At 69.4% G+C, this 20079-nt stretch carries 19 protein-coding genes; 9 read left to right on the forward strand and 10 right to left on the reverse strand.

The genetic code is table 11. From position 1 onward, the window contains the following. The first annotated feature begins 42 nt into the window (after window positions 1-42). Window positions 43-855: a ParA family protein gene (locus tag ACIOVG_RS14055; RefSeq protein ID WP_400874504.1), complete on the forward strand. Its 813-nt coding sequence runs from the start codon at window positions 43-45 to the stop codon at window positions 853-855. Between the two features lie 71 nt (window positions 856-926). On the opposite strand, the gene ACIOVG_RS14060 is transcribed toward ACIOVG_RS14055, so the two are convergent. From ACIOVG_RS14060 to ACIOVG_RS14070, 3 genes are all read right to left on the reverse strand, one after another. Then, window positions 927-1472 (reverse strand): MerR family transcriptional regulator, encoded by a 546-nt coding sequence (locus ACIOVG_RS14060; RefSeq protein WP_400874506.1) that lies wholly within the window; start codon window positions 1470-1472, stop codon window positions 927-929. A 99-nt stretch (window positions 1473-1571) separates the two neighbouring features. After that, window positions 1572-2258, reverse strand: coding sequence for a MerR family transcriptional regulator (locus ACIOVG_RS14065; protein ID WP_400874509.1), 687 nt, complete (start codon window positions 2256-2258; stop codon window positions 1572-1574). Continuing rightward, window positions 2258-2743: an FHA domain-containing protein gene (locus ACIOVG_RS14070; RefSeq protein WP_400874512.1), complete on the reverse strand. Its 486-nt coding sequence runs from the start codon at window positions 2741-2743 to the stop codon at window positions 2258-2260. Before ACIOVG_RS14070 ends, ACIOVG_RS14065 begins: the two co-directional genes overlap by 1 nt. A gap of 100 nt (window positions 2744-2843) precedes the next feature. Here ACIOVG_RS14070 and ACIOVG_RS14075 point away from each other — a divergent pair, with 100 nt between their 5' ends. Next, on the forward strand, window positions 2844-3500 hold the full coding sequence (locus ACIOVG_RS14075; RefSeq protein WP_400874514.1) for a copper resistance protein CopC: 657 nt from the start codon (window positions 2844-2846) through the stop codon (window positions 3498-3500). Window positions 3501-3509: 9 nt separating this feature from the next. Beyond that, the gene (gene lpdA, locus ACIOVG_RS14080; RefSeq protein WP_400874517.1) at window positions 3510-4907 is read left to right on the forward strand and encodes a dihydrolipoyl dehydrogenase; all 1398 of its coding nucleotides are present in this window, start codon (window positions 3510-3512) and stop codon (window positions 4905-4907) included. 52 nt (window positions 4908-4959) lie between these two features. Here lpdA and ACIOVG_RS14085 read toward each other — a convergent pair whose 3' ends face one another. From ACIOVG_RS14085 to ACIOVG_RS14105, 5 genes are all read right to left on the reverse strand, one after another. Beyond that, window positions 4960-5676 carry a methyltransferase domain-containing protein gene (locus tag ACIOVG_RS14085; RefSeq protein ID WP_400874520.1) on the reverse strand — a complete coding sequence of 239 codons (717 nt, stop codon included), beginning with the start codon at window positions 5674-5676 and terminating at the stop codon, window positions 4960-4962. Beyond that, entirely contained in the window at window positions 5666-6832 is a 1167-nt protein-coding gene (locus ACIOVG_RS14090) for a type III polyketide synthase (RefSeq protein WP_400874523.1), read from the reverse strand. Before ACIOVG_RS14090 ends, ACIOVG_RS14085 begins: the two co-directional genes overlap by 11 nt. A gap of 72 nt (window positions 6833-6904) precedes the next feature. After that, window positions 6905-7519: a CYTH domain-containing protein gene (locus ACIOVG_RS14095; RefSeq protein WP_400874526.1), complete on the reverse strand. Its 615-nt coding sequence runs from the start codon at window positions 7517-7519 to the stop codon at window positions 6905-6907. Beyond that, a complete protein-coding gene (locus ACIOVG_RS14100; protein ID WP_400874528.1) occupies window positions 7512-7724 on the reverse strand; it encodes a response regulator in 213 nt (70 codons plus the stop codon). The genes ACIOVG_RS14095 and ACIOVG_RS14100 overlap by 8 nt, the downstream gene beginning before the upstream one ends. 55 nt (window positions 7725-7779) lie before the next feature. Then, window positions 7780-8250, reverse strand: coding sequence for a prepilin peptidase (locus tag ACIOVG_RS14105; RefSeq protein ID WP_400874531.1), 471 nt, complete (start codon window positions 8248-8250; stop codon window positions 7780-7782). 167 nt (window positions 8251-8417) lie between these two features. On the opposite strand from ACIOVG_RS14105, the gene ACIOVG_RS14110 reads away from it, so the two are divergent. The 3 genes from ACIOVG_RS14110 to ACIOVG_RS14120 are packed head-to-tail and all read left to right on the forward strand — an operon-like array spanning window position 8418 to window position 14229. After that, window positions 8418-9230, forward strand: coding sequence for a hypothetical protein (locus ACIOVG_RS14110; protein WP_400874534.1), 813 nt, complete (start codon window positions 8418-8420; stop codon window positions 9228-9230). Further along, window positions 9227-10765 carry a DNA polymerase Y family protein gene (locus ACIOVG_RS14115; protein WP_400874536.1) on the forward strand — a complete coding sequence of 513 codons (1539 nt, stop codon included), beginning with the start codon at window positions 9227-9229 and terminating at the stop codon, window positions 10763-10765. Before ACIOVG_RS14110 ends, ACIOVG_RS14115 begins: the two co-directional genes overlap by 4 nt. Continuing rightward, a complete protein-coding gene (locus tag ACIOVG_RS14120) occupies window positions 10765-14229 on the forward strand; it encodes an error-prone DNA polymerase (protein WP_400874539.1) in 3465 nt (1154 codons plus the stop codon). Before ACIOVG_RS14115 ends, ACIOVG_RS14120 begins: the two co-directional genes overlap by 1 nt. A gap of 7 nt (window positions 14230-14236) precedes the next feature. On the opposite strand, the gene ACIOVG_RS14125 is transcribed toward ACIOVG_RS14120, so the two are convergent. Beyond that, complete coding sequence (locus tag ACIOVG_RS14125; RefSeq protein WP_400874542.1) at window positions 14237-14620, reverse strand: hypothetical protein; 384 nt, start codon at window positions 14618-14620, stop codon at window positions 14237-14239. Window positions 14621-15096: 476 nt separating this feature from the next. On the opposite strand from ACIOVG_RS14125, the gene helR reads away from it, so the two are divergent. Beyond that, window positions 15097-17241, forward strand: coding sequence for an RNA polymerase recycling motor ATPase HelR (helR, locus tag ACIOVG_RS14130; RefSeq protein ID WP_400874545.1), 2145 nt, complete (start codon window positions 15097-15099; stop codon window positions 17239-17241). Window positions 17242-17247: 6 nt separating this feature from the next. Here helR and ACIOVG_RS14135 read toward each other — a convergent pair whose 3' ends face one another. Beyond that, entirely contained in the window at window positions 17248-17844 is a 597-nt protein-coding gene (locus ACIOVG_RS14135) for a TetR/AcrR family transcriptional regulator (protein WP_247630526.1), read from the reverse strand. A gap of 141 nt (window positions 17845-17985) precedes the next feature. Between ACIOVG_RS14135 and pdhA the strand changes: the two genes are divergently transcribed. Both pdhA and ACIOVG_RS14145 read left to right on the forward strand, forming a co-directional pair. Beyond that, window positions 17986-19083 (forward strand): pyruvate dehydrogenase (acetyl-transferring) E1 component subunit alpha, encoded by a 1098-nt coding sequence (gene pdhA, locus ACIOVG_RS14140; RefSeq protein ID WP_400874548.1) that lies wholly within the window; start codon window positions 17986-17988, stop codon window positions 19081-19083. After that, window positions 19080-20072 (forward strand): alpha-ketoacid dehydrogenase subunit beta, encoded by a 993-nt coding sequence (locus tag ACIOVG_RS14145; RefSeq protein ID WP_400874550.1) that lies wholly within the window; start codon window positions 19080-19082, stop codon window positions 20070-20072. The genes pdhA and ACIOVG_RS14145 overlap by 4 nt, the downstream gene beginning before the upstream one ends. The last annotated feature ends 7 nt before the right edge of the window (window positions 20073-20079 follow it).

The following is a 20079-nucleotide window of genomic DNA, read 5'->3' on the forward strand; positions in this document are numbered from 1 at the left end:
GCTGAGTGTTCCCCCAGCCTAGGGGAAGGTAACGTGGAGTCCGTGCACGTACTCAGCGTCAGCTCTCTCAAGGGAGGCGTCGGCAAGACGACCGTGACCCTCGGCCTGGCCTCAGCGGCCTTCGCCCGGGGCGTCCGTACTCTCGTCGTCGACCTCGACCCCCAGTCCGATGTATCCACCGGGATGGATATCCAGGTGGCAGGTCGGCTCAACGTCGCCGATGTCCTGGCGAACCCGAAGGAGAAGGTCGTCCGACAGGCGATCACCTCCAGCGGGTGGGCGAAGGTGCATCCCGGCACCATCGACGTGCTCATCGGCAGCCCCTCGGCGATCAACTTCGACGGACCGCACCCCAGCGTGCGCGACGTATGGAAGCTCGAGGAGGCACTCGCCGCCGTCGAGGCCGACTACGACCTCGTGCTGATCGACTGCGCGCCGTCGCTGAACGCCCTGACACGCACGGCATGGGCGGCCAGCGATCGCGTCATGGTGGTCACGGAGCCGGGCCTCTTCTCCGTGGCGGCCGCAGACCGCGCTCTGCGCGCGATCGAGGAGATCCGTCGCGGTCTCTCGCCCCGCCTTCAGCCGCTCGGCATCGTGGTGAACCGCGTGCGCCCGCAGTCCATCGAGCACCAGTTCCGCATCAAGGAGCTCCGCGACATGTTCGGCCCGCTCGTCCTCTCGCCCCAGCTGCCGGAGCGCACCTCGCTGCAGCAGGCGCAGGGCGCAGCGAAGCCGCTCCACATCTGGCCCGGCGATTCCGCCCAGGAGCTCGCCGCGGACTTCGATCAGCTCCTCGACCGCATCATCCGCACCGGACGCATCGCCGTCGCGGACAACGGCACCCAGAACTGACGAATACACGCGCACACAGCGAAACGGCCATCCTCATCGAGGATGGCCGTTCTGCGTGATGCAGGAGTTCGTCAGGCGGAGCGCTGGGAGCGACGAGCGCTGAGTTCGTCGACCGGGTCGGGCGCGGTCGCATCGAACTGCACGAGCGTGGACTCGACCTCGCGCAGGACCTTGCCCACCGCGATGCCGAACACTCCCTGACCACGGCTGACCAGGTCGATGACCTCGTCGTTCGAGGTGCAGAGGTAGACGGAGGCGCCGTCGCTCATCAGAGTCGTCCCGGCGAGGTCGCGGATGCCGGCGCGGCGGAGTTCCTCCACCGCGGTGCGGATCTGCTGGAGCGAGATGCCGGTGTCGAGCAGGCTCTTGACGAGCTTGAGCACCAGGATGTCGCGGAAGCCGTAGAGGCGCTGCGAACCGGAGCCGCTGGCGCCGCGGACGGTGGGCTCCACGAGCTCGGTGCGGGCCCAGTAGTCGAGCTGACGGTAGGTGATGCCGGCTGCGCGTGCGGCGACGGCGCCGCGGTAGCCGACCTCGTCATCCATGGCCGGAAGACCGTCCGTGAAGAGGAGTTCGGGCACGAAGCGCGGGTCTCCTGCGAGCTCATCCGCATTCATCTGAATTCCTCCCTGGAACGGTTATCTCCACGGTAGAGCAGTGCCCAGGCAGCGGCAATGACATCCGTGCGACACCGAAGGTGTGTCGCAATCAGTTCGTTACGAAAGGACGCGCGAGAGCGCATCCTTGACGAAGAGCGAGCGCACCTCGTCGATCTTCGCGGCCAGTTCCGGGGCCAGTTCGCTCGCCTTGGCGCGCGACGCGGCGTCCGTCCGGCGGAGCAGAGCCGACATCGCCGACTCGATGAGTGCGACCTCGCGCTCGGCGCCCTGGCGCAGCGAACGGAGGTGCCGGGGTTCGATGCCGTGGCGGTCGAGAGCCACGAGGCCGCGCAGCAGCGTGACGACCGACTCGGAGTAGCTCTCCTGCGCCGTGATGACGCCCGTGCTGATCGCGTCGTTGAGCAGCTGGGGCCCTGCCCCTGCAGCGGCGAGCAGTTCGTCACGACGGTAACGACGCGGCGTCGGCGTGATGGACGGAGGCGGCGTGAGCGATGCGCCCTCGCCCCGCGCCTCGGCCTCATCGAGCTGTTCGCGGATGACGCTGAGCGGGAGGTAATGATCACGCTGGAGCGTGAGACCAAGGCGGAGCCGCTCGATGTCCGCCGTGGAGAACTTGCGATATCCGGACTCGGTGCGGGACGGAGTGACGATCCCCTGGACCTCGAGGAAGCGCAGCTTGCTGGAGGTCAGCTCGGGGAACTCCGGTGTGAGCCTGGCCAGTACCTGGCCGATACTCAACAGGCCCGCGGACGCAGAGCGTTCGCGGGCGGGAGAGGCCGCCATCAGATGTTCGCCGTGGGGCGATCGACGGGTGAGGCGAAGAAGTTGAGGCGGAACTTGCCGACCCGGACCTCGGATCCGTCCACCAGCGGGCTGCGGTCGACACGCTCGCCGTTCACATAGGTGCCGTTGAGGGAGCGCTGATCGATGATCTCGAAGGTCGTCCCGGTACGGGTGACCTCGGCGTGACGACGGGACACGGTCACGTCGTCGAAGAAGATGTCGGCCTCGGGGTGGCGTCCGACCGTGGTCACGTCGGTGTCCAGGAGATAACGCGCACCGGCCAAGGCACCGGAGCGCACCAGGAGAAGCGCGGATCCCGTGGGCAGCGCCGCGATCGCGCTCTGTTCCACATCGGTGAGTTCCACGCCGAACGGCACGAAGGACAGGTCCGAATCGTGTCCGAACGTCTGCGTCACGTCGTGTCGTTGTTCGCCGGAACGGTGAATGGCCGAGTCACCTGCCGGTCGGCTGTCGCTGTCTGTCACTGTGCCCTCCTCAGCATCCAGACTAACGGATTCCGAGACGGTCCTGGGAGGCCGCCTTCACACTCAGGCATCCCATACCGGAGATTCATAGGCTGTGGGTGTGCAGACCACAGCCCGTCCCTTCCCCGCCGTCCCCATCGCGCTGGCCGCGACCCTCCTCGCCGCATTCCTGGTGCTCTTCTCACCGCTCGCCGCCTCCGCCCACGACGCCCTGGTGTCGTCATCGCCGGAGGCCGACAGCACCGTCGAGACCCTCCCGAGCGAGCTGACGCTCACCTTCAGCGCCAAGCTGATCACCGGAGACGGCGCGACCGAGGTCGTCGTGACGGACGCGGACGGCAACTCGGTCACCGATGGCGAGCCGACCGTGGACGGGGCGATCGTGACGCAGCCGCTGAAGGCCGAGGCCGCCGCCGGCGAGTACCACGTCATCTGGAAGGTCGTCTCGAGCGACGGCCACCCCACGTCGGAGGAGTTCTTCTTCACCGTCAGCACCGGCTCCGTCTCGACCCCCACCCCCGCCGCCACCCCCACGACGGCACCGGCGACGGCTGCCCCCTCACCGGACTCCACCGCGACACCGGATGCGACCGCGACGCCGGCGCCGGATGCCGGCGCATCGTCCGGCGCCTCCGCCTGGATCTGGGCCCTGTCGATCGGCGGCATCGTCGTCATCGCGGCCCTGATGGTCTGGTACAGCGTGCGCGCCAGGAGGAACGCCTCCGGGACCGATTCCGACCCCTCCACGGGGCGATAGGCTTGACGCATGCCTCATTACGACGTCGTCATCCTCGGTGCAGGTCCTGGTGGATACGTCGCTGCGGTTCGCAGCGCGCAGCTCGGCCTGTCCACCGCCATCATCGAGGAGAAGTACTGGGGCGGTGTCTGCCTCAACGTGGGCTGCATCCCCTCCAAGGCCCTCCTGAAGAACGCGGAGCTCGCGCACACCCTGAACCACAAGGCCGACTTCTTCGGCATCTCCGGTGAGTTCACGATCGACTTCGGCAAGGCGTTCGATCGCAGCCGCGAGGTCGCCGAGGGTCGCGTCAAGGGCATCCACTTCCTGATGAAGAAGAACAAGGTGACCGAATACAACGGTCGCGGCACCTTCACCGGTCCCAAGGCGATCTTGGTCGCCAAGGCCGACGGGTCGACGGAAGAGGTCACGTTCGACAACGTGATCATCGCCACCGGCTCCAAGGTGCGCCTGCTCCCCGGCGTCACGCTGAGCGAGAACGTCGTGACCTATGAAGAGCAGATCATGACGCGCGAGCTTCCCGAGTCGATCGTCATCGTCGGTGCCGGCGCCATCGGCATGGAGTTCGCCTACGTGCTGACGAACTACGGTGTGAAGGTCACGATCATCGAGTTCCTCGACCGTGCCCTCCCCAACGAGGACGCCGACGTGTCGAAGGAGATCACGAAGCAGTACAAGAACTACGGCGTCGACATCCTGACCTCCACCAAGGTCGAGACGATCGTCGACAACGGCTCCTCCGTCACGGTCACCTACACCGGCAAGGACGGGCAGCAGAGCTCGATCGACGCCGGCAAGGTGCTCATGTCGGTCGGCTTCGCCCCGAACATCGAGGGCTTCGGACTGGAGAACACCGGTGTGAAGCTCACCGAGCGCGGCGCGATCGACATCGACGACCACATGCGCACCAACGTCGAGGGCATCTACGCCATCGGCGACGTGACCGCAAAGCTGCAGCTGGCCCACGTGGCAGAGGCTCAGGGCGTCGTCGCGGCCGAGACCATCGGCGGTGCGGAGACGCAGACGCTCGGCGACTACCGCATGATGCCGCGCGCGACGTTCTGCTCGCCCCAGGTCGCCTCGTTCGGCCTCACCGAGCAGCAGGCGAAGGACGAGGGGCGCGAGATCAAGGTCGCGACCTTCCCGTTCATGGCCAACGGCAAGGCCCACGGCCTCGGCGAGCCGGTCGGCTTCGTCAAGCTGATCGCGGACGCCGAGCACCTCGAGCTCATCGGTGCGCACATGATCGGCCCCGACGTCTCGGAGCTCCTGCCGGAGCTGACCCTGGCGCAGAAGTGGGACCTCACGGCTCTCGAGCTGGCGCGCAACGTGCACACGCACCCGACGCTGTCGGAGGCGCTGCAGGAGGGCTTCCACGGCCTCGCCGGCCACATGATCAACTTCTGATCCTCTCGCATCGCGAAGGCCCGGTCCGCTTCTGCGGATCGGGCCTTCGTCGTCACGGGGTCGTCGGATTCCAGCGCAGTTCCAGCCGGAAGGGCATCCTCGTGCGCACGGTCCACCCCTGCGGCACCACCGCGGCCAGCTCCTGCGCCGTGTACGAGCGGCGGATGCTGATCAACCCGTCCTCGCGGATGAAGGTCCCGGCCAGCACGGTACCGGCGAACGGTGCGGTGCCGGCCCGATAGAGCGCGTAGGCGGCGCCGGCGCGGGCGATGTCGTGATGCACGACCACCCCGGAGTCGCCGACCAGTGCCCGCGTGTCCCGCAGCATCCGCGGCAGCTCGGCATCGGACAGATGATGCAGCACGTGGTTGGAGAGCACGACGTCGAACTGCGCTCCCTCGGCGACCAGTTCGTGCGAGAACGCGCAGCGGTAGCGGATGCCGGCGCCGCCGTCGTGGTCCGACGCCCACCTGATCGCACGCTCATCGGCGTCCAACGCGGTGATGTCGGCCGACAGCCCATCGCGGTGAAGCCGTCGGGCGAGGTCGCGGCACAGGTCTCCCCCACCGGCTCCCACATCGAGGATGCGCACGCGGCCGTGACGCGCGCGCGGGCGGACGTCGCGCCGGTAGACACCGCCGGGACGCGAGACCAGAGCGTTGACGATGCGGAATCGGTCGTAGGTGCGACCGAGCATCCGCTCATCCGCATCCGGCGCATCCATCAGCTCGCGGGCATCGACGGCCCTGGCCGACAGGTCAGGCCGCACGGGGCCCCGGTTCGTCGACCGTGAACAGCGCGCTCTCCGCGGTCAACCCCGGCCCGAACGCCATGGCGGCGACCCGCTCGCCCGGCTGCGCCCCTTCGTGCTCCAGGATACGTTTCAGCACGAACAGCACGGTCGCGCTCGACATGTTGCCGTTCTCGCGGAGTACCTCTCGGGCCGGATGCAGGTGCGCATCGCTCAGGTGGAGGCGTTCCTGCACGCGATCCAGGATGCTGCGCCCACCGGGGTGGATCGCCCAGTGCGCGACCTTCTCGCCGATCGTCCCGCCGTCGAAAGCCGTGCCCAGGTCGCCCTCTCTCGCATATAGCGGGCGGAGGGCATCGAGGATCGTCTCGCCGATGATCTGCGGCACCGCGGTCGACAGGACCATCTCGAACCCGGAGTCTCCGATCATCCAGGCCATGTCGCTCTCGCCCTGCGGAGCGATCGCGGTGTGGAATCCGTCGAGCCGCAGGCCAGGGACCGCGGTGGAGAGGGGGCGAGCGGTGACGATGCCGGCGGCCGCGCCGTCCGCGAACAGAGAGGAGGCGACGATCGTGTCGGGGTCCTCGGAGGAGCGCAGGTGCAGGGTGCACAGCTCGACGCTGACGATCAGGACGACCGCGTTCTGATCCGCCGCGCAGAACTGGCTTGCCGCCCGCAGGGCCGGCATCGCGGCGTAGCATCCCATGAAGCCGAGGTGGTAGCGCTGCACGCTGTCTCTCAGCCCGAGGGAGCGGATGATCGCGTAGTCGGGGCCCGGCGCGAAGAAACCGGTGCAGGAGACCGTGACGACGTGCGTGATGTCGTTCGCCTCGATGTCGGGATCCGCCTCGATCGCGCGGCGGGCCGCAGCGACGAAGAGCGGGAACGCCTCACGGACGTAGACCTCGTTGCGTGTGCCCGTGCTCGGAGACAGCAGCGCGCCTGCGGTGCGATCGAAGAAGACCGGATGCTCCGGCGCCGCGGTGGGCGCGAACTCGTCGATCACGGTGTGGCGGGTGTCGATGCCCGAGACGGTGAACGATGTGGACACGATCCGCTGCGCCAGCCGTCCGAGATCGGGCTGCGAGCCGAAGATGTCGCGGATCTGATCCTGCCGGAGCACGGTATCCGGAACGATCGTCTGGAGTGATCTCAGCACGGCAGGGCGACTCATGATGTCACTCAAGCACCCCGGAGACCGTCGTGGGAAGGGGCTTGCGCCGGGTCGGCGTGTTTGCGATGCGGCTCAGAACCCCAGGGCGCGCGCGAGCTTGGATCCGGACGCGGAGTCGCGTCCGCCGGCGGCACGGACCGCGCGCTCGACGGCGGCGAAGAAGGCTTCCCGTCCCGCCGCATCCGCGGGCGCGGCCGGTCCCAGCTCCATCTCCCATTCGCGCCATTCTCGCTGCGCTCCCCGGCGCAGATCCGTGGCGCAGACGCGGTCGTCGACGAACTCCGCCACGACGCCGTCCTTGCCGGTGAGGAGATAGGCGGTGCGGTCGTTCTCGATGCGCGCGAGCGGACTCAACGGCGCAGTGGTCCAGCGGGCGATCGTGGTCGCGACCGCCTCCGGAAGCTCCTCGCCATCGCCGAGCGGCCACCCGAGTTCGAGGCGTCCGTCGCCCTCACGGGGACCTTTCACATGCCAGCCCTCGTCGGGACCGCCGGTGCGGCGGCGCAGCGCGACGCCGGCGCGGGAGAGCGCCCCGTCATCGGTGTCGAAGTAGCGCGCGTCGAGTGCGCGCGCCTCACCGGCCGTCACGGCGTCGACCCCCGGGATCCCCTCCCAGAGCGGCAGGGGCGTGGTGACGTCGACGTCGTACTTGCGCTCGACCTCGACCGTGCGGGAGGGCTCAGTCATCCGAAGGACTTATGTCCTCGAGCGCCTCGTCGTACCAGTAGTCGATCTCGGTGGGCCCGTCTGCAGAGCCGGTGTTGGACGGCTCGCCGCGGCGGTTGTACACCACCTGCGTCTCGCTGTAGGGGACGATCAGCTTGTCGTCCGCGTCGCCCAGAGGAATGATCTGCCCGTCCAGCGGGCCGCCGTGAAGTCGTGCGAGTGCCATGACATCACCCTAGTCCCGCCCTCCCCAGGCAGGGGGAGCACGGACGGCGTTCCGTTCAGGCGCACACGATGCCCACCACGGCGCCGGCGATCATCCAGGGTCCGAAGGCGATGCGGGTCGCGCCGTCCGCACGGCGCACCGCGATCAGCACCAGTGCGTAGAGCGCACCCAGCACGAAGGCCGCGGCGGCGCCCACGGCGAGCGCCTGCCAGCCATGCCAGCCGAGGAGCAGGCCGATGACCGTGGCGAGCTTGACGTCGCCGCCTCCCATCCCGGCAGGGCTGAGCAGACGCAGCGCCGCGTAGAAGCCGCCGAGGATCAGCGCTCCCAGGAGAGCACGGAGCAGGGCGCGCGTCCCTCCGGTGCCGATCGCATCGAGCAGCACGAGCAGGAGCAGCCCCGCCAGGGTCGGCAGCACGATGCGATTCGGCAGCCGATGCGTGCGGGCGTCGATCACGACCAGCCAGGCGCCGATGCCCGCCAGCGCCAGGTGGGCGAGGGCGACGAGCACGGTGCGCAGATCCATGTCGGCAGGCTAGGAGATCATCGTCGGAGGCGCCGCGACGGGTGTGGATAACCGCGTCATGCCCCTCAACGCAGGCGCTCCACACGCCCTTCCCGCGATGTCCGATGTACGAATTATCGTGATCACAGCGACTTGCTTTATTCGAATATATCTTCGAGGATGGAATCATGGGGATCGGGCTCGATGCGGTGACCGCGCTCTCTCCGACGGGCGACTCCCGCGCCGGAGAGGTGCTGCGGCTGCGCCGCGAGATCAGCCGCATGCAGCGCCGCCGCAGTGACGATGCACTGCTCCCCCTCGACCCCGCATTCGCCTCGCTGCTGCCGGAGGAGGGGCTGCTGACCGGCACCGCATACACCGTCTCGCCCTCGCCGAGTCTGGTACTCGCCCTGCTCAGCGCGGCCTCCCGCAAGGGGCACTGGAGCGCGGTCGTCGGCATGCCGACCCTGGGCGTGGAGGCCGCAGCCGCCTTCGGCATCGACCTCTCCCGACTGATCCTCGTCCCCGACCCCGCCGACCGCTGGCTCGCCGTGACCTCGGCCCTCGCCGAGGTCGTCCCCCTGATCGTCGTCCATCCGGCGAGCCGCGCGCGCGACGCCGACGTCTCGCGTCTGAGCGCACGTCTGCGCGACCGCGGATGCACGCTGCTGGTCGCCGCGTCCTCCGCCGGCGAATGGCCGCAGAGCGAGGGCTCGATCCGTATCGACGACCCGCACTGGCATGGCCTCGGTGCCGGCTGGGGGCTGCTCTCCGACTGCACCGTCACGGTGACCGCCCGCACCAGGCGCGCCCCGATGCCCTCTCGCGTGCAGGTGCGCCTCCCCGGCAACCGCGGTCTGGTGGAGCCGTTGAGCGTCGATGTGTCGAGTTCCGAGCGGCGAGGCCCCGAGCTCACCGCGCTGCCCTCTCTGCCCTCCGAAGACTCCCCCCGGAGCACCGTTCCCGACCTCGAGCTCTCCTTCTGGGCGGAGGCCGGATGAACGCCCCGCTCCGCGTCCTCGTGCTGTGGTTCCCCGACTGGCCGCTGCGCGCCGCTCTCGGCGGGCCGCCACCGCACCCGCCCACCGCGCTGGTGCAGGCGAACACCGTCGTGGCCTGCACGGCCTCGGCGCGGGAGCACGGCGTGCGGTCGGGGCAGCGTCGACGCGTCGCCCAGGGACATCTGTCCTCCCTGCAGGTGCTCCCCCACGATGCCGCGCGGGACGAGCGCGCCTTCCTCCCCGTGCTGCAGCTCATCGAGAAGCACGCGCCAGGGGTCGCCCAGCTCCGGCCAGGACTGGCCGTGCTGCGCGCCAGGGGGATCTCCCGTTATCACGGCGGCGAGGCCGAAGCGGCGGATGCCCTCGCCGCGGTCCTCACAGAGGCCGGCCTGCCGGAAGTGCGCATCGGCGTCGCGGACGGCCCCTTCACCGCCGAGATCGCCGCCAGAGGGCCCCGCCCTCGCACGGTCGTCCCCGCGGGGCTGTCGAAGGACTTCCTGGCCCCCTACCCCGTGCAGGTGCTGCGAGACGAGCAGATCCCCGACCTCCTGATCAGACTGGGCGTGCGCACGCTCGGCGAGTTCACGGCGCTCCCCGCTCTCGAGGTGCGCGACCGCTTCGGCGAGCGCGGAGCCCGTCTGCACGCCCTCGCGGCCGGCGCGGATTCCCAGCCCCTGATCCCGCGCCCACCCGACCCCGAACTGGTGCGCAGCGTGGAGTTCGAGCCCCCTCTGGCCGGAGCCGATCAAGTGGCCTTCGCCGTACGGCAGACCGCAGACGGCGTGCTGGTGGCCCTGGGCGAGGCGTCGCTCGTGTGCACCGAGGTCCGGATCGATCTGACCGACGACAACGGACTGGTGTTCTCCCGCACCTGGCTGCATCCCACCTGCTTCGACGCCTCCGACCTGGTCGACCGCATCCGCTGGCAGCTCGAGGCCCTGGCCGCGCAGAACGCGAAGGATCCGGTCGACGAGGCGCGGGCGTTCGGCGGCATCTCCGCCGTGCGCATCGTGCCCGTCGCGGTGGACGATGCGTCCCATCATCAGCCTGGCCTGTTCGGTTCCGGCACCGATGAGCGCCTGCACCATGCCGTCTCGCGGGTGCAGACGATGCTCGGCCACGAGGGCGTGGTCACCGCCGCGCTCTCGGGTGGACGCTGGCTCGCCGACCGGCAGGTGCTCACCCCGTGGGGAGAGCGCCCGGTCGCCCCCCGCGATCCCGCTCGACCCTGGCCGGGGAGCCTGCCCGATCCACTCCCCGCCGAGGTGTTCCGTCCGCCCCGCCCCATCGGAGTGGACGCCGCGGACGGGGGCACGATCAGCGTCGATGAACGCGGGGCGCTCTCCGCCGCCCCGGCGCGCATCAACGGAAGCGCCGTGCAGGGGTGGGCGGGCCCCTGGCCGATCCATGAGCACCGGTGGACGGCCGGTGGAGGCAAGAAAGGGCATCGGCTGCAGATCGTCGATGACCACGACCGCGCCTGGCTGGTGTTCTGCACCGGCGAGCGCTGGTGGGCTGAGGGGAGGTACCGCTGATGGGCTGGCACAATCCACCGCTGTCCTGGAACGAGCTGGAGCGCACGCTCAGCGGAGAGGAGCCCCCTGCGCACCCGACCGTCGCCGAGCCCCGAGGAGGGCGTGCCGACCCCGGACCGGTGAGTCGAAGACGACAGCGGACCCCACCCACGCCCATCCCCCGCCCGGCGGATGCCGTGCCCTACGCCGAGCTGCACGCGCACTCCTCCTACTCCTTCCTCGACGGTGCCTCGTCGCCGGAGGAGCTTCTGGCCGAGGCTGAACGGCTCGGCCTCACGGCTCTGGCGCTCACGGATCACGACGGCTTCTACGGGGCTGCCCGCTTCGCCGAGGTCGCCGACCTGATGGAGGCGCCATTGCAGACCGTGTACGGCGCCGAGCTGTCTCTCGAGCTGCCCGCTCCGCAGCGAGGCACCCCTGATCCGCTGGGAGAGCATCTGCTGGTCCTCGCCCGCGGGATGGAGGGGTATCACCGGCTGTCCGGAGCCATCACGACCGCCCAGTTGCGCGGCGGCGAGAAGGGACGCCCCGTCTACGACCTCGACGAACTCGCGGCGAGCGCGGGCGGGGAGTGGACGATCCTCACCGGATGCCGCAAGGGCAGCGTGCGGAGGGGGCTGGAGAACGGCGATGCCGAGACTCCCCTCCGCCTGCTGGTCGACCTGTTCGGCGCGGACCACGTCGCCGTCGAGCTCTTCGACCACGGCGACCCGCAGGACAGCCGCCGCAACGACGCCCTCGCCGAACTCGCCGGCCGGATGCACCTGCCCGTGGTGGCCACCAACAACGTGCACTATGCGACGCCGGCCCGCGCCCCGCTGGCCGAGGCCGTCGCCGCGGTGCGGGCGGTGCGCAGCATGGACGATCTCGACGGCTGGCTCCCCGCGCACGGCGGCGCCCATCTGCGCAGCGGCGCGGAGATGACGGCCCGCTTCCGGCGGTACCCCGGAGCGATCTCCTACGGCCTCGAGCTGGCTGCCGCATCGGCCTTCCCCTTGCGCAGGGCCCGACCGGCTCTCCCCCAGCAGGAGGTACCGGAGGGGCACACGCCGATGAGCTGGCTGCGCTCCCTGGTCTGGGAGGCCGTGCCCACGAAGTACCCGCGGCTGGATGACGACGGGCGGCGCCGCATCGGCCGCGAGCTCGACGTCATCGAGGAGAAGGACTTCCCCGGCTACTTCCTCATCGTGCACGACATCGTGGCGGAGGCGCGGCGCCGCGGCATCCTCTGCCAGGGGCGCGGGTCGGCCGCGGCGAGCGCCGTCTGCTATCTGCTGGGCATCACCGCCGTGGATCCGATCCTCTACAAGCTCCCCTTCGAGCGCTTCCTCGCGACCACCCGGCAGGAGGAGCCGGACATCGACGTGGACTTCGATTCCCGCCGGCGCGAGGAGATCATCCAGTGGGTGTACGGCCGATACGGGCGCGAGCGCGCAGCACAGGTCGCGAACGTCATCCAGTACCGCCCGAAGAACGCCGTGCGCGACATGGCCAGGGCTCTCGGCTTCTCCCCCGGGCAGCAGGACGCGTGGTCGCGGCAGGTCGACGGCTGGAGCACGGGGCTGGAGGTCGCGGACGAGCATGACATCCCCGCGAACGTGATCGAGTACGCGGGCGAGCTGCTGAAAGCGCCCCGCCATCTCGGCATCCACTCCGGGGGGATGGTGCTCACCGCCCGCCCCGTCGGCGAGGTCGTGCCGGTGGAGCATGCCCGGATGGAGGATCGCACGGTCATCCAGTGGGACAAGGACGACGCGGCGTGGATGGGACTGGTGAAGTTCGACCTGCTGGGGCTGGGGATGCTCGCCGCTCTGCAGCACTGCTTCGACCTGATCCACGAGGCCACGGGTGAGCGGTGGACCCTGGAGACCATCCCGAAGGAGGAGCCGGCCGTCTACGACATGCTCTGCCGTGCGGACTCGATCGGGGTGTTCCAGGTGGAGTCCCGCGCCCAGATCGGCCTGCTCCCCCGTCTGCAGCCGCGGAGCTTCTACGACCTCACGATCCAGATCGCCCTGATCCGGCCCGGCCCCATCCAGGGCGGAGCCGTGCATCCCTTCGTGCGTCGCAAGATGGCGAAGGACCGCATCGACGAGGAGAACCGGGAACGGGCAGCACGCGGCGAGAGACCGGTGGACTTCACGATTCCCTACCCGCACCCCGATCTGGAGGACATCCTGAAGAGGACCCTGGGCATCCCGATCTTCCAGGAGCAGCTGATCCAGATGGCGACAGCCGTGGGCGACTGCACGGCTGACGAAGCCGACCTGCTGCGACGGGCGATGGGCTCCAAGCGCGGCCTCGAGAAGATCGAGAAGGTCAAAGCGAAGCTCTACGCCGGCATGACCAGGCGCGGTCTGATCGGCGACGATGCCGACCGCATCTACGCACAGATCCAGGCGTTCGCGAACTTCGGCTTCGCCGAGTCGCACTCGCTGTCGTTCGCGCTGCTGGTCTACGCCAGCTCCTGGGTGAAGCTGCACTACCCCGGGGTGTTCCTGGCCGGGCTCCTGCGCTCCCAGCCGATGGGCTTCTACTCGGCGGCGACGCTCACCGCCGATGCACGGCGCCACGGCGTGGAGGTGCGGCGCCCCGATCTGCAGACCTCGGGGGCGACAGAGACCATGGAACCGCTCACCGCGGCCACACCACGCACTCCCACCGGTCTCGACTCCTGCCTCGCAGATCCCCAGCCGCCCACGCTGCGCTTCAACAGGGTCGCCCCCGACGAGGCCGTGGCTCACCGCAGGGACGGCGGGTACGCCGTGCGGCTGGGGCTCGGCGGGGTCCGCGGAATCGGTGCCCCTCTGGCCGAGCGGATCGTCGCCGAACGCGAGGCGCATGGTCCCTATCGGGATCTGCATGACCTGGTGCGGCGCACGGATGCCACCGCCGCGCAACTGGAAGCCCTCGCCACCGCCGGCGCGTTCGCGTGCCTGGGACTGGAGCGACGGGAGGCGATCTGGCTCGCGGGTGCTGCGGCGGAGGATCGCGCTCGTTTCCTGCCCGGTACGACGGTGTCGGTGCAGCCGCCGCTGTTCTCCGATCAGACCAGCTACGAGCAGCTCTCAGCCGACCTCTGGGCCACCGGCGTCTCCACAGACGATCATCCGATGGCGCACTTCCGCTCGGCGCTGACGGAGCGGGGGGTGCTCACGGCACTGGACCTGCAGAAGCATGAGGTGGGTCGCCGCATCGAGGTCGCCGGACTCGTCACCCATCGTCAACGTCCGGCGACGGCGGCCGGCGTCACCTTCGTGAACCTCGAGGATGAGAGCGGTCTGGTCAACGTCGTCTGCTCGACGGGCGTGTGGAATCGCTATCGCCGGGTCGCGCGCGATTCCCCCGCGCTGATCATCCGGGGCATCCTGGAGCGCTCACCCGAGGGCGTGGTGAACGTGCTGGCCGATGCCTTCGAGGACCTGCGCACGGGTCTGACTCATCGCTCCCGGGACTTCCGATGAGCGGAGGTCACCAGAACCGCTCCGGCTCCTCTGCCGGCGGCCGGTCGATCCCACCCCACCGGTCGGCCTCGGCCTTGGCCGCGTCGGCTGCCGCATCCGCTCCCCGCAGCGCCACCTTCGCGCCCACGGCGCCGGGGCCGATGGGATCGACGGTGAGGATCGTGCGCGCTCCGCGGTCTCCGACGATCACAGTGCACTCCAGCACGCGGCCGAGCCAGCGGGCGAGCTCACCCCGCGGCTCCTCCGCGCGCCGGTAGCGGATGCCCGTGTCGAGGTCGAGCAGAGCCAGGAGCACCGGCTCCTGGGTGAGCGGATCGGCCTGCTCGGTCACCTCGACCCGGTGGCCGGAGGGGATCGCGACCTGAGCTGTCCACACGAGCGTTCTGTCCATGTCTCCACCTTAGGAACGCAGGCCGTCGAGGCAAACACCTTGCGCGGTGGAGAAAATCTCGAAAAAGTTTGTCCCCCAAATGGCGGACAAGACGAAATCGCGATACTCTGCTATGCGTAGCGGGGGCTACAGGCTGAGACCTGGGGAATCAGCCGACGAGAGCAGCGAGATCTTCGCCGCCTCCCCTACCGTCCGGGTTGGGCGGTGCGCCCTCTCGAGCTCTCGTCTGGGGCGGAGTCTCGAGAGGGCAAATCCCCGCCGTCTCACGCTCGTCGATCGCTGATCCGCGCGGCCCGTCGTCGCGCAGCGCCTCCCCCTCCCGCGGAGCGGAAGAGGGCGAAGACGAAAAAAGAGGAACACGAAGTTCCTCCACTTTCAGGATATCTCCGACAGGGGGGCTTGCCACAAGGCCCCCTGCATGGGGCAGGATCGATCCTCGCTCATGCCGCCACCGCGTGAGCGCGAAGGAGACTCCCATGCCCACGACTCCCCTCGACCCGTTCCACCTCCCGCCCTCGTCGCGCCACAAGAGCGCGTCCGCCCTCATCGATGCCGACCGCGCGCACTTCCTGCGCATCGCCCATGCTCTGCAGAGTCAGCGCGAAGAGACCGAGTCCCGCCTCAGCGCCGCCAGACAGACACACGCCGGCCCCGGTGGGACAGCCGTCGACCGCGACCTGGAGATCCGCAGGCTGAGCGGTCGCCTGCGACTGCTCGACCGGTTCGGCCTGGACCTCTGCCTGGGACGGATGACGCCGAGCGACGGCAGCGCGCCGCTCTACATCGGTCGTTCCGGCCTCGCCGCCGACGACGGAACCCGGCTTCTCACCGACTGGCGGACACCCGCAGCCGAGCCGTACTTCGCCGCGACGATGGAGAACCCCCGCGGGATCTCCTCGCGTCGCCGGTACCGCTGGAGCGACGGACGCATCACCGACTACTGGGATGAGGCGCTCACCGCAGAGGGGTTCAGCGATCCGGATGCCCTCGACGACCAGTCCGCCTTCATCGCCAGTCTGGGCTCGGACCGCTCGGCGCGGATGCGCGACGTGCTGTCGACGATCCAGGCCGACCAGGATGCGATCATCCGCACACCCTCGCCGGGAGTTCTGGTCGTCGACGGCGGTCCGGGCACCGGCAAGACGGTCGTCGCCCTGCATCGCGCGGCGCACCTGCTCTACGCCGAGCCGCGCCTGACGCACGGCGGTGGCGGCATGCTGCTCGTCGGCCCGAACGCGCACTACCTCTCCTACGTCGAGGACGTGCTGCCGAGCCTCGGCGAGGACAGCGTCCGACTGAGCACCCTGCGCGACCTCGTGCCGGAGGGGCGAGACGCCGTCGCCGAGAAGGTCCCCCGTGTCGCACACCTCAAGGCGACGCTCGATCCCGTCGCGATGATCGATGCCGCGGCCGCCGTGCACGAACGACCTCCCCAGCGCGCCCTGCGGCTGGAGTCCCCCTGGGCGGATCTGTGGCTCGGCCGCGAGGAATGGGCCGAGGCCTTCTCCGCCGCCGACACCTCCTCCGCTCACAATGATGCGCGCGATGAGGTGTGGGAGGAGCTGCTGGAGACGCTCTCCGATCAGATCGACGACGACGACGCCCCTCCGCACGCGGTCAGGCGGTGGCTGCGGCAGGATGAGGAGCTCACGGGGACGTTCGTGCGCGCCTGGCCATTGCTCTCGCCGGCATCGATCGTCCGCCGCTTCTGGAGCGACCCCGACTTCCTCGCACGCTGCGCCCCGTCTCTCACCGCCGAGGAGATCGCCATCCTGCAGCGCGAGACGCACGAGGCCTGGACCGTGGCCGACCTCCCCTTCCTCGACGCCGCACGCCGACGGATCGGCGACCCGGAAGCGACACGGGCAGAACATCGTCGCCAGGCGGTGATCGCCTCGGCCCAGGATCAGATGTCGCACGTCGTCGACCACCTCATCGAGGACGACGACAGCGAGATGAAGGTCATGTCGATCCTGAAGGGACAGGACGCTCGGAATGTGCTCATCGGCGTGGATGCCCCTCCGGTCTCCCCTCCCGACGAGCTCGCGGGCCCGTTCGCACACATCGTGATCGACGAGGCCCAGGAGCTGAGCGACGCGGAATGGCGGATGCTGCTGGCGCGCTGCCCCTCGCGGAGCCTGACCATCGTGGGCGATCGCGCGCAGGCACGGCACGGCTTCATGGAGAGCTGGGCGGAGCGCCTGGAGCGGGTCGGCATCCGCGAGGTGCGGGTCGCGCATCTGGGAGTCAACTACCGTACGCCGGCCGAGGTGATGACGGCGGCGGCGCCCGTCATCCAGGCGGCGATCCCCGATGCGAACGTGCCCAGATCGGTGCGGGACAGCGGAATCCCGGTGCGAGAGGCGACGACGGCAGCGCTCGAGGGAATCCTCGACGACTGGCTCGCCACGCACGCGCAGGGCATCGCCTGTGTGATCGGCGCTCCCTCGTTCACCCCCACGGCGCGTGTACGCGCACTGACGCCCGAGGGGGCGAAGGGACTCGAGTTCGATCTCGTGGTCCTCGTGGAGCCTGACCAGTTCGGCGACGGCGTCACCGGTGCCGTCGACCGCTACGTGGCGATGACCCGCGCCACGCAGGAGCTCGTCATCCTCCGCTGAGACGGCTCAGGCCGTGCGCGCGGCGAGCCCCAGCTGGGCGAGAGCGGCACGCGCGTGGCGCCTCGCTGTGGCGTCGGAGGGCGCCGGGGCGAGCCCGAGCAGTCGCTGACGATGCGGCTCTCCGAGAAGCAGTGCGAACAGCGCCGAGGCCATGGCATCGTGGCCCTCCGGTATCCGCTCTCGGAGGGCGGAGATGTACGCGCGCGGGCCTTCGTCGTAGAAGCGTCGGGCGAGCTCGGGGAAAGCCTCGGCCTCGATGATCATCAGTCGGTGCAGGGCGATCGCCTCATCGGAGTGCAGGGCTCGCACCATCATGACGGCCAGCTCCTCCAGGCTGCCATCGGCGCCGCCGCGGTGCACCGTGCGGTCGCGCAGCCGCTCGACACTCGCCAGGAAGATCTCGGTGCGATCACCGAAGTACGCGTAAATCGTGCGCTTGGTCACATGCGCCTCGCCGGCGATGTCGTCGAGCGTGACCTGATGGAACCCGCGCGCAGCGAACAGCTGCACCGCGACATCGAGGATGTCGTCTCTCCGCTGCGTCCGCTCCGCCTCGGTCGGCCTCCCCCGCTTCCGCGGTGTCTGCGCGCGCTCCGCCGCCATGTTGCCCCCTCGTGGATCTCTTCCGTTTCCCCCATCCTATAATGAGACGTGAGTCGTATCATTAATGCTGCGCCGCGACACCGGTGCGGCAGCGCCCGCCCACCCTGCGGCGCGCAGATCCACCGGACGAGAGGAACCCGCATGTCCGCGAAAGCCCGAGCTCCCCGCACCTCCACGCGCGCCCCGTCAGAGTCGCTCTCTGACGGACTGTCGCGGGAGTTCTACCAGCGGATGGTGATGATCCGCAGATTCGAGGAACGTGCCGCCCGCGCATACGCCGAGGCGAAGGTGGGCGGCTACTGCCACCTGAATCTCGGCGAGGAGGCGACGGTGGTCGGAGTCATCGGGGCACTGGACGAGAACGACTACGTCTACACGAACTATCGGGAGCATGGCTATGCACTCGCTCGCGGCATCGCGCCCGAGCGCATCATGGCCGAGCTGTACGGCCGCGCCGATGGGGTCTCCAAGGGCTGGGGTGGGTCGATGCACATGTTCGACGTCGCCAGCCGGTTCATGGGCGGCTACGGCATCGTCGGCGGTCAGGTACCGCTGGCGACCGGCACCGCGCTGGCGATCGACTACCGCGGCGGTACCGAGGCCGTCGTCTGCGTGATGGGCGACGGCACGACGAACATCGGCGCCTTTCACGAATCCCTCAACATCGCGGCGCTCTGGGGTCTGCCGATCGTCTACGTGGTGAACAACAACGGACTGGGCATGGGCACCACCGTCGAGCAGTCCTCCGCCGAACCGGAGCTGTACCGGCGGGCGGCGTCGTACCGGATGCCATCGGCGCGCGTCGACGGCAACGACCCGGCAGCGGTGCACGCGGCGATGCGAACCGCGCTCTCCCGCGCTCGTGCCGGCACCCCGTATCTCCTGGAGACGATGACCGGTCGCCTGAAGGGCCACTCGGTCGTGGACCCCGCCCGCTACCGCAGCCCAGACGACACCGCGCGTGTGCGCGCCGGCGACCCGGTCGCCGCCTTCGCCGCACGCCTCCTCGAGCGCGGCGTGCTGACGGAGGGCAGGATCGCCGAGATCGACGCGGAGGAGACCGCTCGCGCCACCGCGGCCGCGGCGTTCGCCGAGGCGAGTCCGCATCCCGATGTGTCGACGCTGTTCGACTTCACGTACGCCACGACCGTGGCGAACGACTCCCGCCGCCTTCCCGGAGAAGCCTTGTTCCCTGCCGCACCCCGTCCGACCATCGCCCTCACGGAGGTGCCGGCATGACCGTCATCAGCTATCGCCAGGCCCTTCATGATGCCCTGCGGGAGGAGATGCTCCGAGACCCGGACGTGTTCCTGATCGGCGAGGAGATCGGCCTGTTCGAAGGGTCCTACAAGATCACCGCCGGCATGCTCGAGGAGTTCGGCCCGAAGCGGGTGCGCGACACCCCGATCGCCGAAGAGGGCTTCACGGGTGCCGCCATCGGGGCGGCGATGGTCGGTCTGCGACCGGTCGTGGAGATCATGACGATCAACTTCTCGCTGCTGGCGCTGGATCAGATCGTCAACCACGCGGCGAAGATCTACGGCATGTTCGGCGGACAGGCCAGGGTTCCGCTGGTCATCCGCACCCCCGGCGGCGGCGGACAGCAGCTCGGCGCGACCCATTCGCAGAACGTCGAGCTCTACTACGCGTTCGTTCCGGGGATGAAGGTCGTGGCGCCGTCCACACCCGCGGATGCCAAGGCACTGATGCTGGCCGCGATCCGCGATGACGACCCGGTGCTGGTGCTCGAGAACCTCGCGCTCTACAACACCACCGGAGAGGTGCCGGACGACGTCGGGCCTGCCGAGATCGGCAAGGCGGTGGTCGCGCGTCCCGGACGTGACATCACCGTGGTCGCATACTCACGCATGGCGATGGTCGCCAGGGAGGCCGCAGAGCGTCTGGCTGACGAGGGCATCGACGTCGAGGTGATCGATCTGCGCAGCCTGCGCCCGCTCGATCGCGAGACCATCGTCGACTCGGTGCGCAGGACGAACTGCGCGGTGGTGCTGGAGGACGACTGGTTGACGTACGGGATCGGCGCGGAGATCGCCGCGACCATCTCGGATGGGGCGTTCGACTGGCTCGATGCCCCTGTGCGCCGTGTCGCGATGGCAGAGGTTCCGATGCCGTACGCGAAGCCGCTCGAGACAGCGGCCCTCCCCTCCGTGGACGACGCCATCACGGCGATCCGCGACACTCTCGACGCCGTCGCCCGACGAGCCTGAAAGGTCA

The organism is Microbacterium sp. NPDC087591 (genome assembly GCF_044743625.1).
Lineage (GTDB): Bacteria > Actinomycetota > Actinomycetes > Actinomycetales > Microbacteriaceae > Microbacterium.

Bases quoted from the DNA above. Each gene is read 5' to 3' on its own strand.
- ACIOVG_RS14060 (WP_400874506.1), bottom strand. From the start codon at position 1,472: ATGAATGCGGATGAGCTCGCAGGAGACCCGCGCTTCGTGCCCGAACTC.
- ACIOVG_RS14135 (WP_247630526.1), bottom strand. From the start codon at position 17,844: ATGGCGGCGGAGCGCGCGCAGACACCGCGGAAGCGGGGGAGGCCGACC.
- ACIOVG_RS14100 (WP_400874528.1), bottom strand. From the start codon at position 7,724: ATGGCACTCGCACGACTTCACGGCGGCCCGCTGGACGGGCAGATCATT.
- ACIOVG_RS14065 (WP_400874509.1), bottom strand. From the start codon at position 2,258: ATGGCGGCCTCTCCCGCCCGCGAACGCTCTGCGTCCGCGGGCCTGTTG.
- ACIOVG_RS14145 (WP_400874550.1), top strand. From the start codon at position 19,080: ATGACCGTCATCAGCTATCGCCAGGCCCTTCATGATGCCCTGCGGGAG.
- ACIOVG_RS14120 (WP_400874539.1), top strand. From the start codon at position 10,765: ATGGGCTGGCACAATCCACCGCTGTCCTGGAACGAGCTGGAGCGCACG.
- ACIOVG_RS14115 (WP_400874536.1), top strand. From the start codon at position 9,227: ATGAACGCCCCGCTCCGCGTCCTCGTGCTGTGGTTCCCCGACTGGCCG.
- pdhA (WP_400874548.1), top strand. From the start codon at position 17,986: ATGTCCGCGAAAGCCCGAGCTCCCCGCACCTCCACGCGCGCCCCGTCA.
- ACIOVG_RS14110 (WP_400874534.1), top strand. From the start codon at position 8,418: ATGGGGATCGGGCTCGATGCGGTGACCGCGCTCTCTCCGACGGGCGAC.
- ACIOVG_RS14105 (WP_400874531.1), bottom strand. From the start codon at position 8,250: ATGGATCTGCGCACCGTGCTCGTCGCCCTCGCCCACCTGGCGCTGGCG.
- lpdA (WP_400874517.1), top strand. From the start codon at position 3,510: ATGCCTCATTACGACGTCGTCATCCTCGGTGCAGGTCCTGGTGGATAC.
- ACIOVG_RS14090 (WP_400874523.1), bottom strand. From the start codon at position 6,832: ATGAGTCGCCCTGCCGTGCTGAGATCACTCCAGACGATCGTTCCGGAT.
- ACIOVG_RS14095 (WP_400874526.1), bottom strand. From the start codon at position 7,519: ATGACTGAGCCCTCCCGCACGGTCGAGGTCGAGCGCAAGTACGACGTC.
- helR (WP_400874545.1), top strand. From the start codon at position 15,097: ATGCCCACGACTCCCCTCGACCCGTTCCACCTCCCGCCCTCGTCGCGC.
- ACIOVG_RS14125 (WP_400874542.1), bottom strand. From the start codon at position 14,620: ATGGACAGAACGCTCGTGTGGACAGCTCAGGTCGCGATCCCCTCCGGC.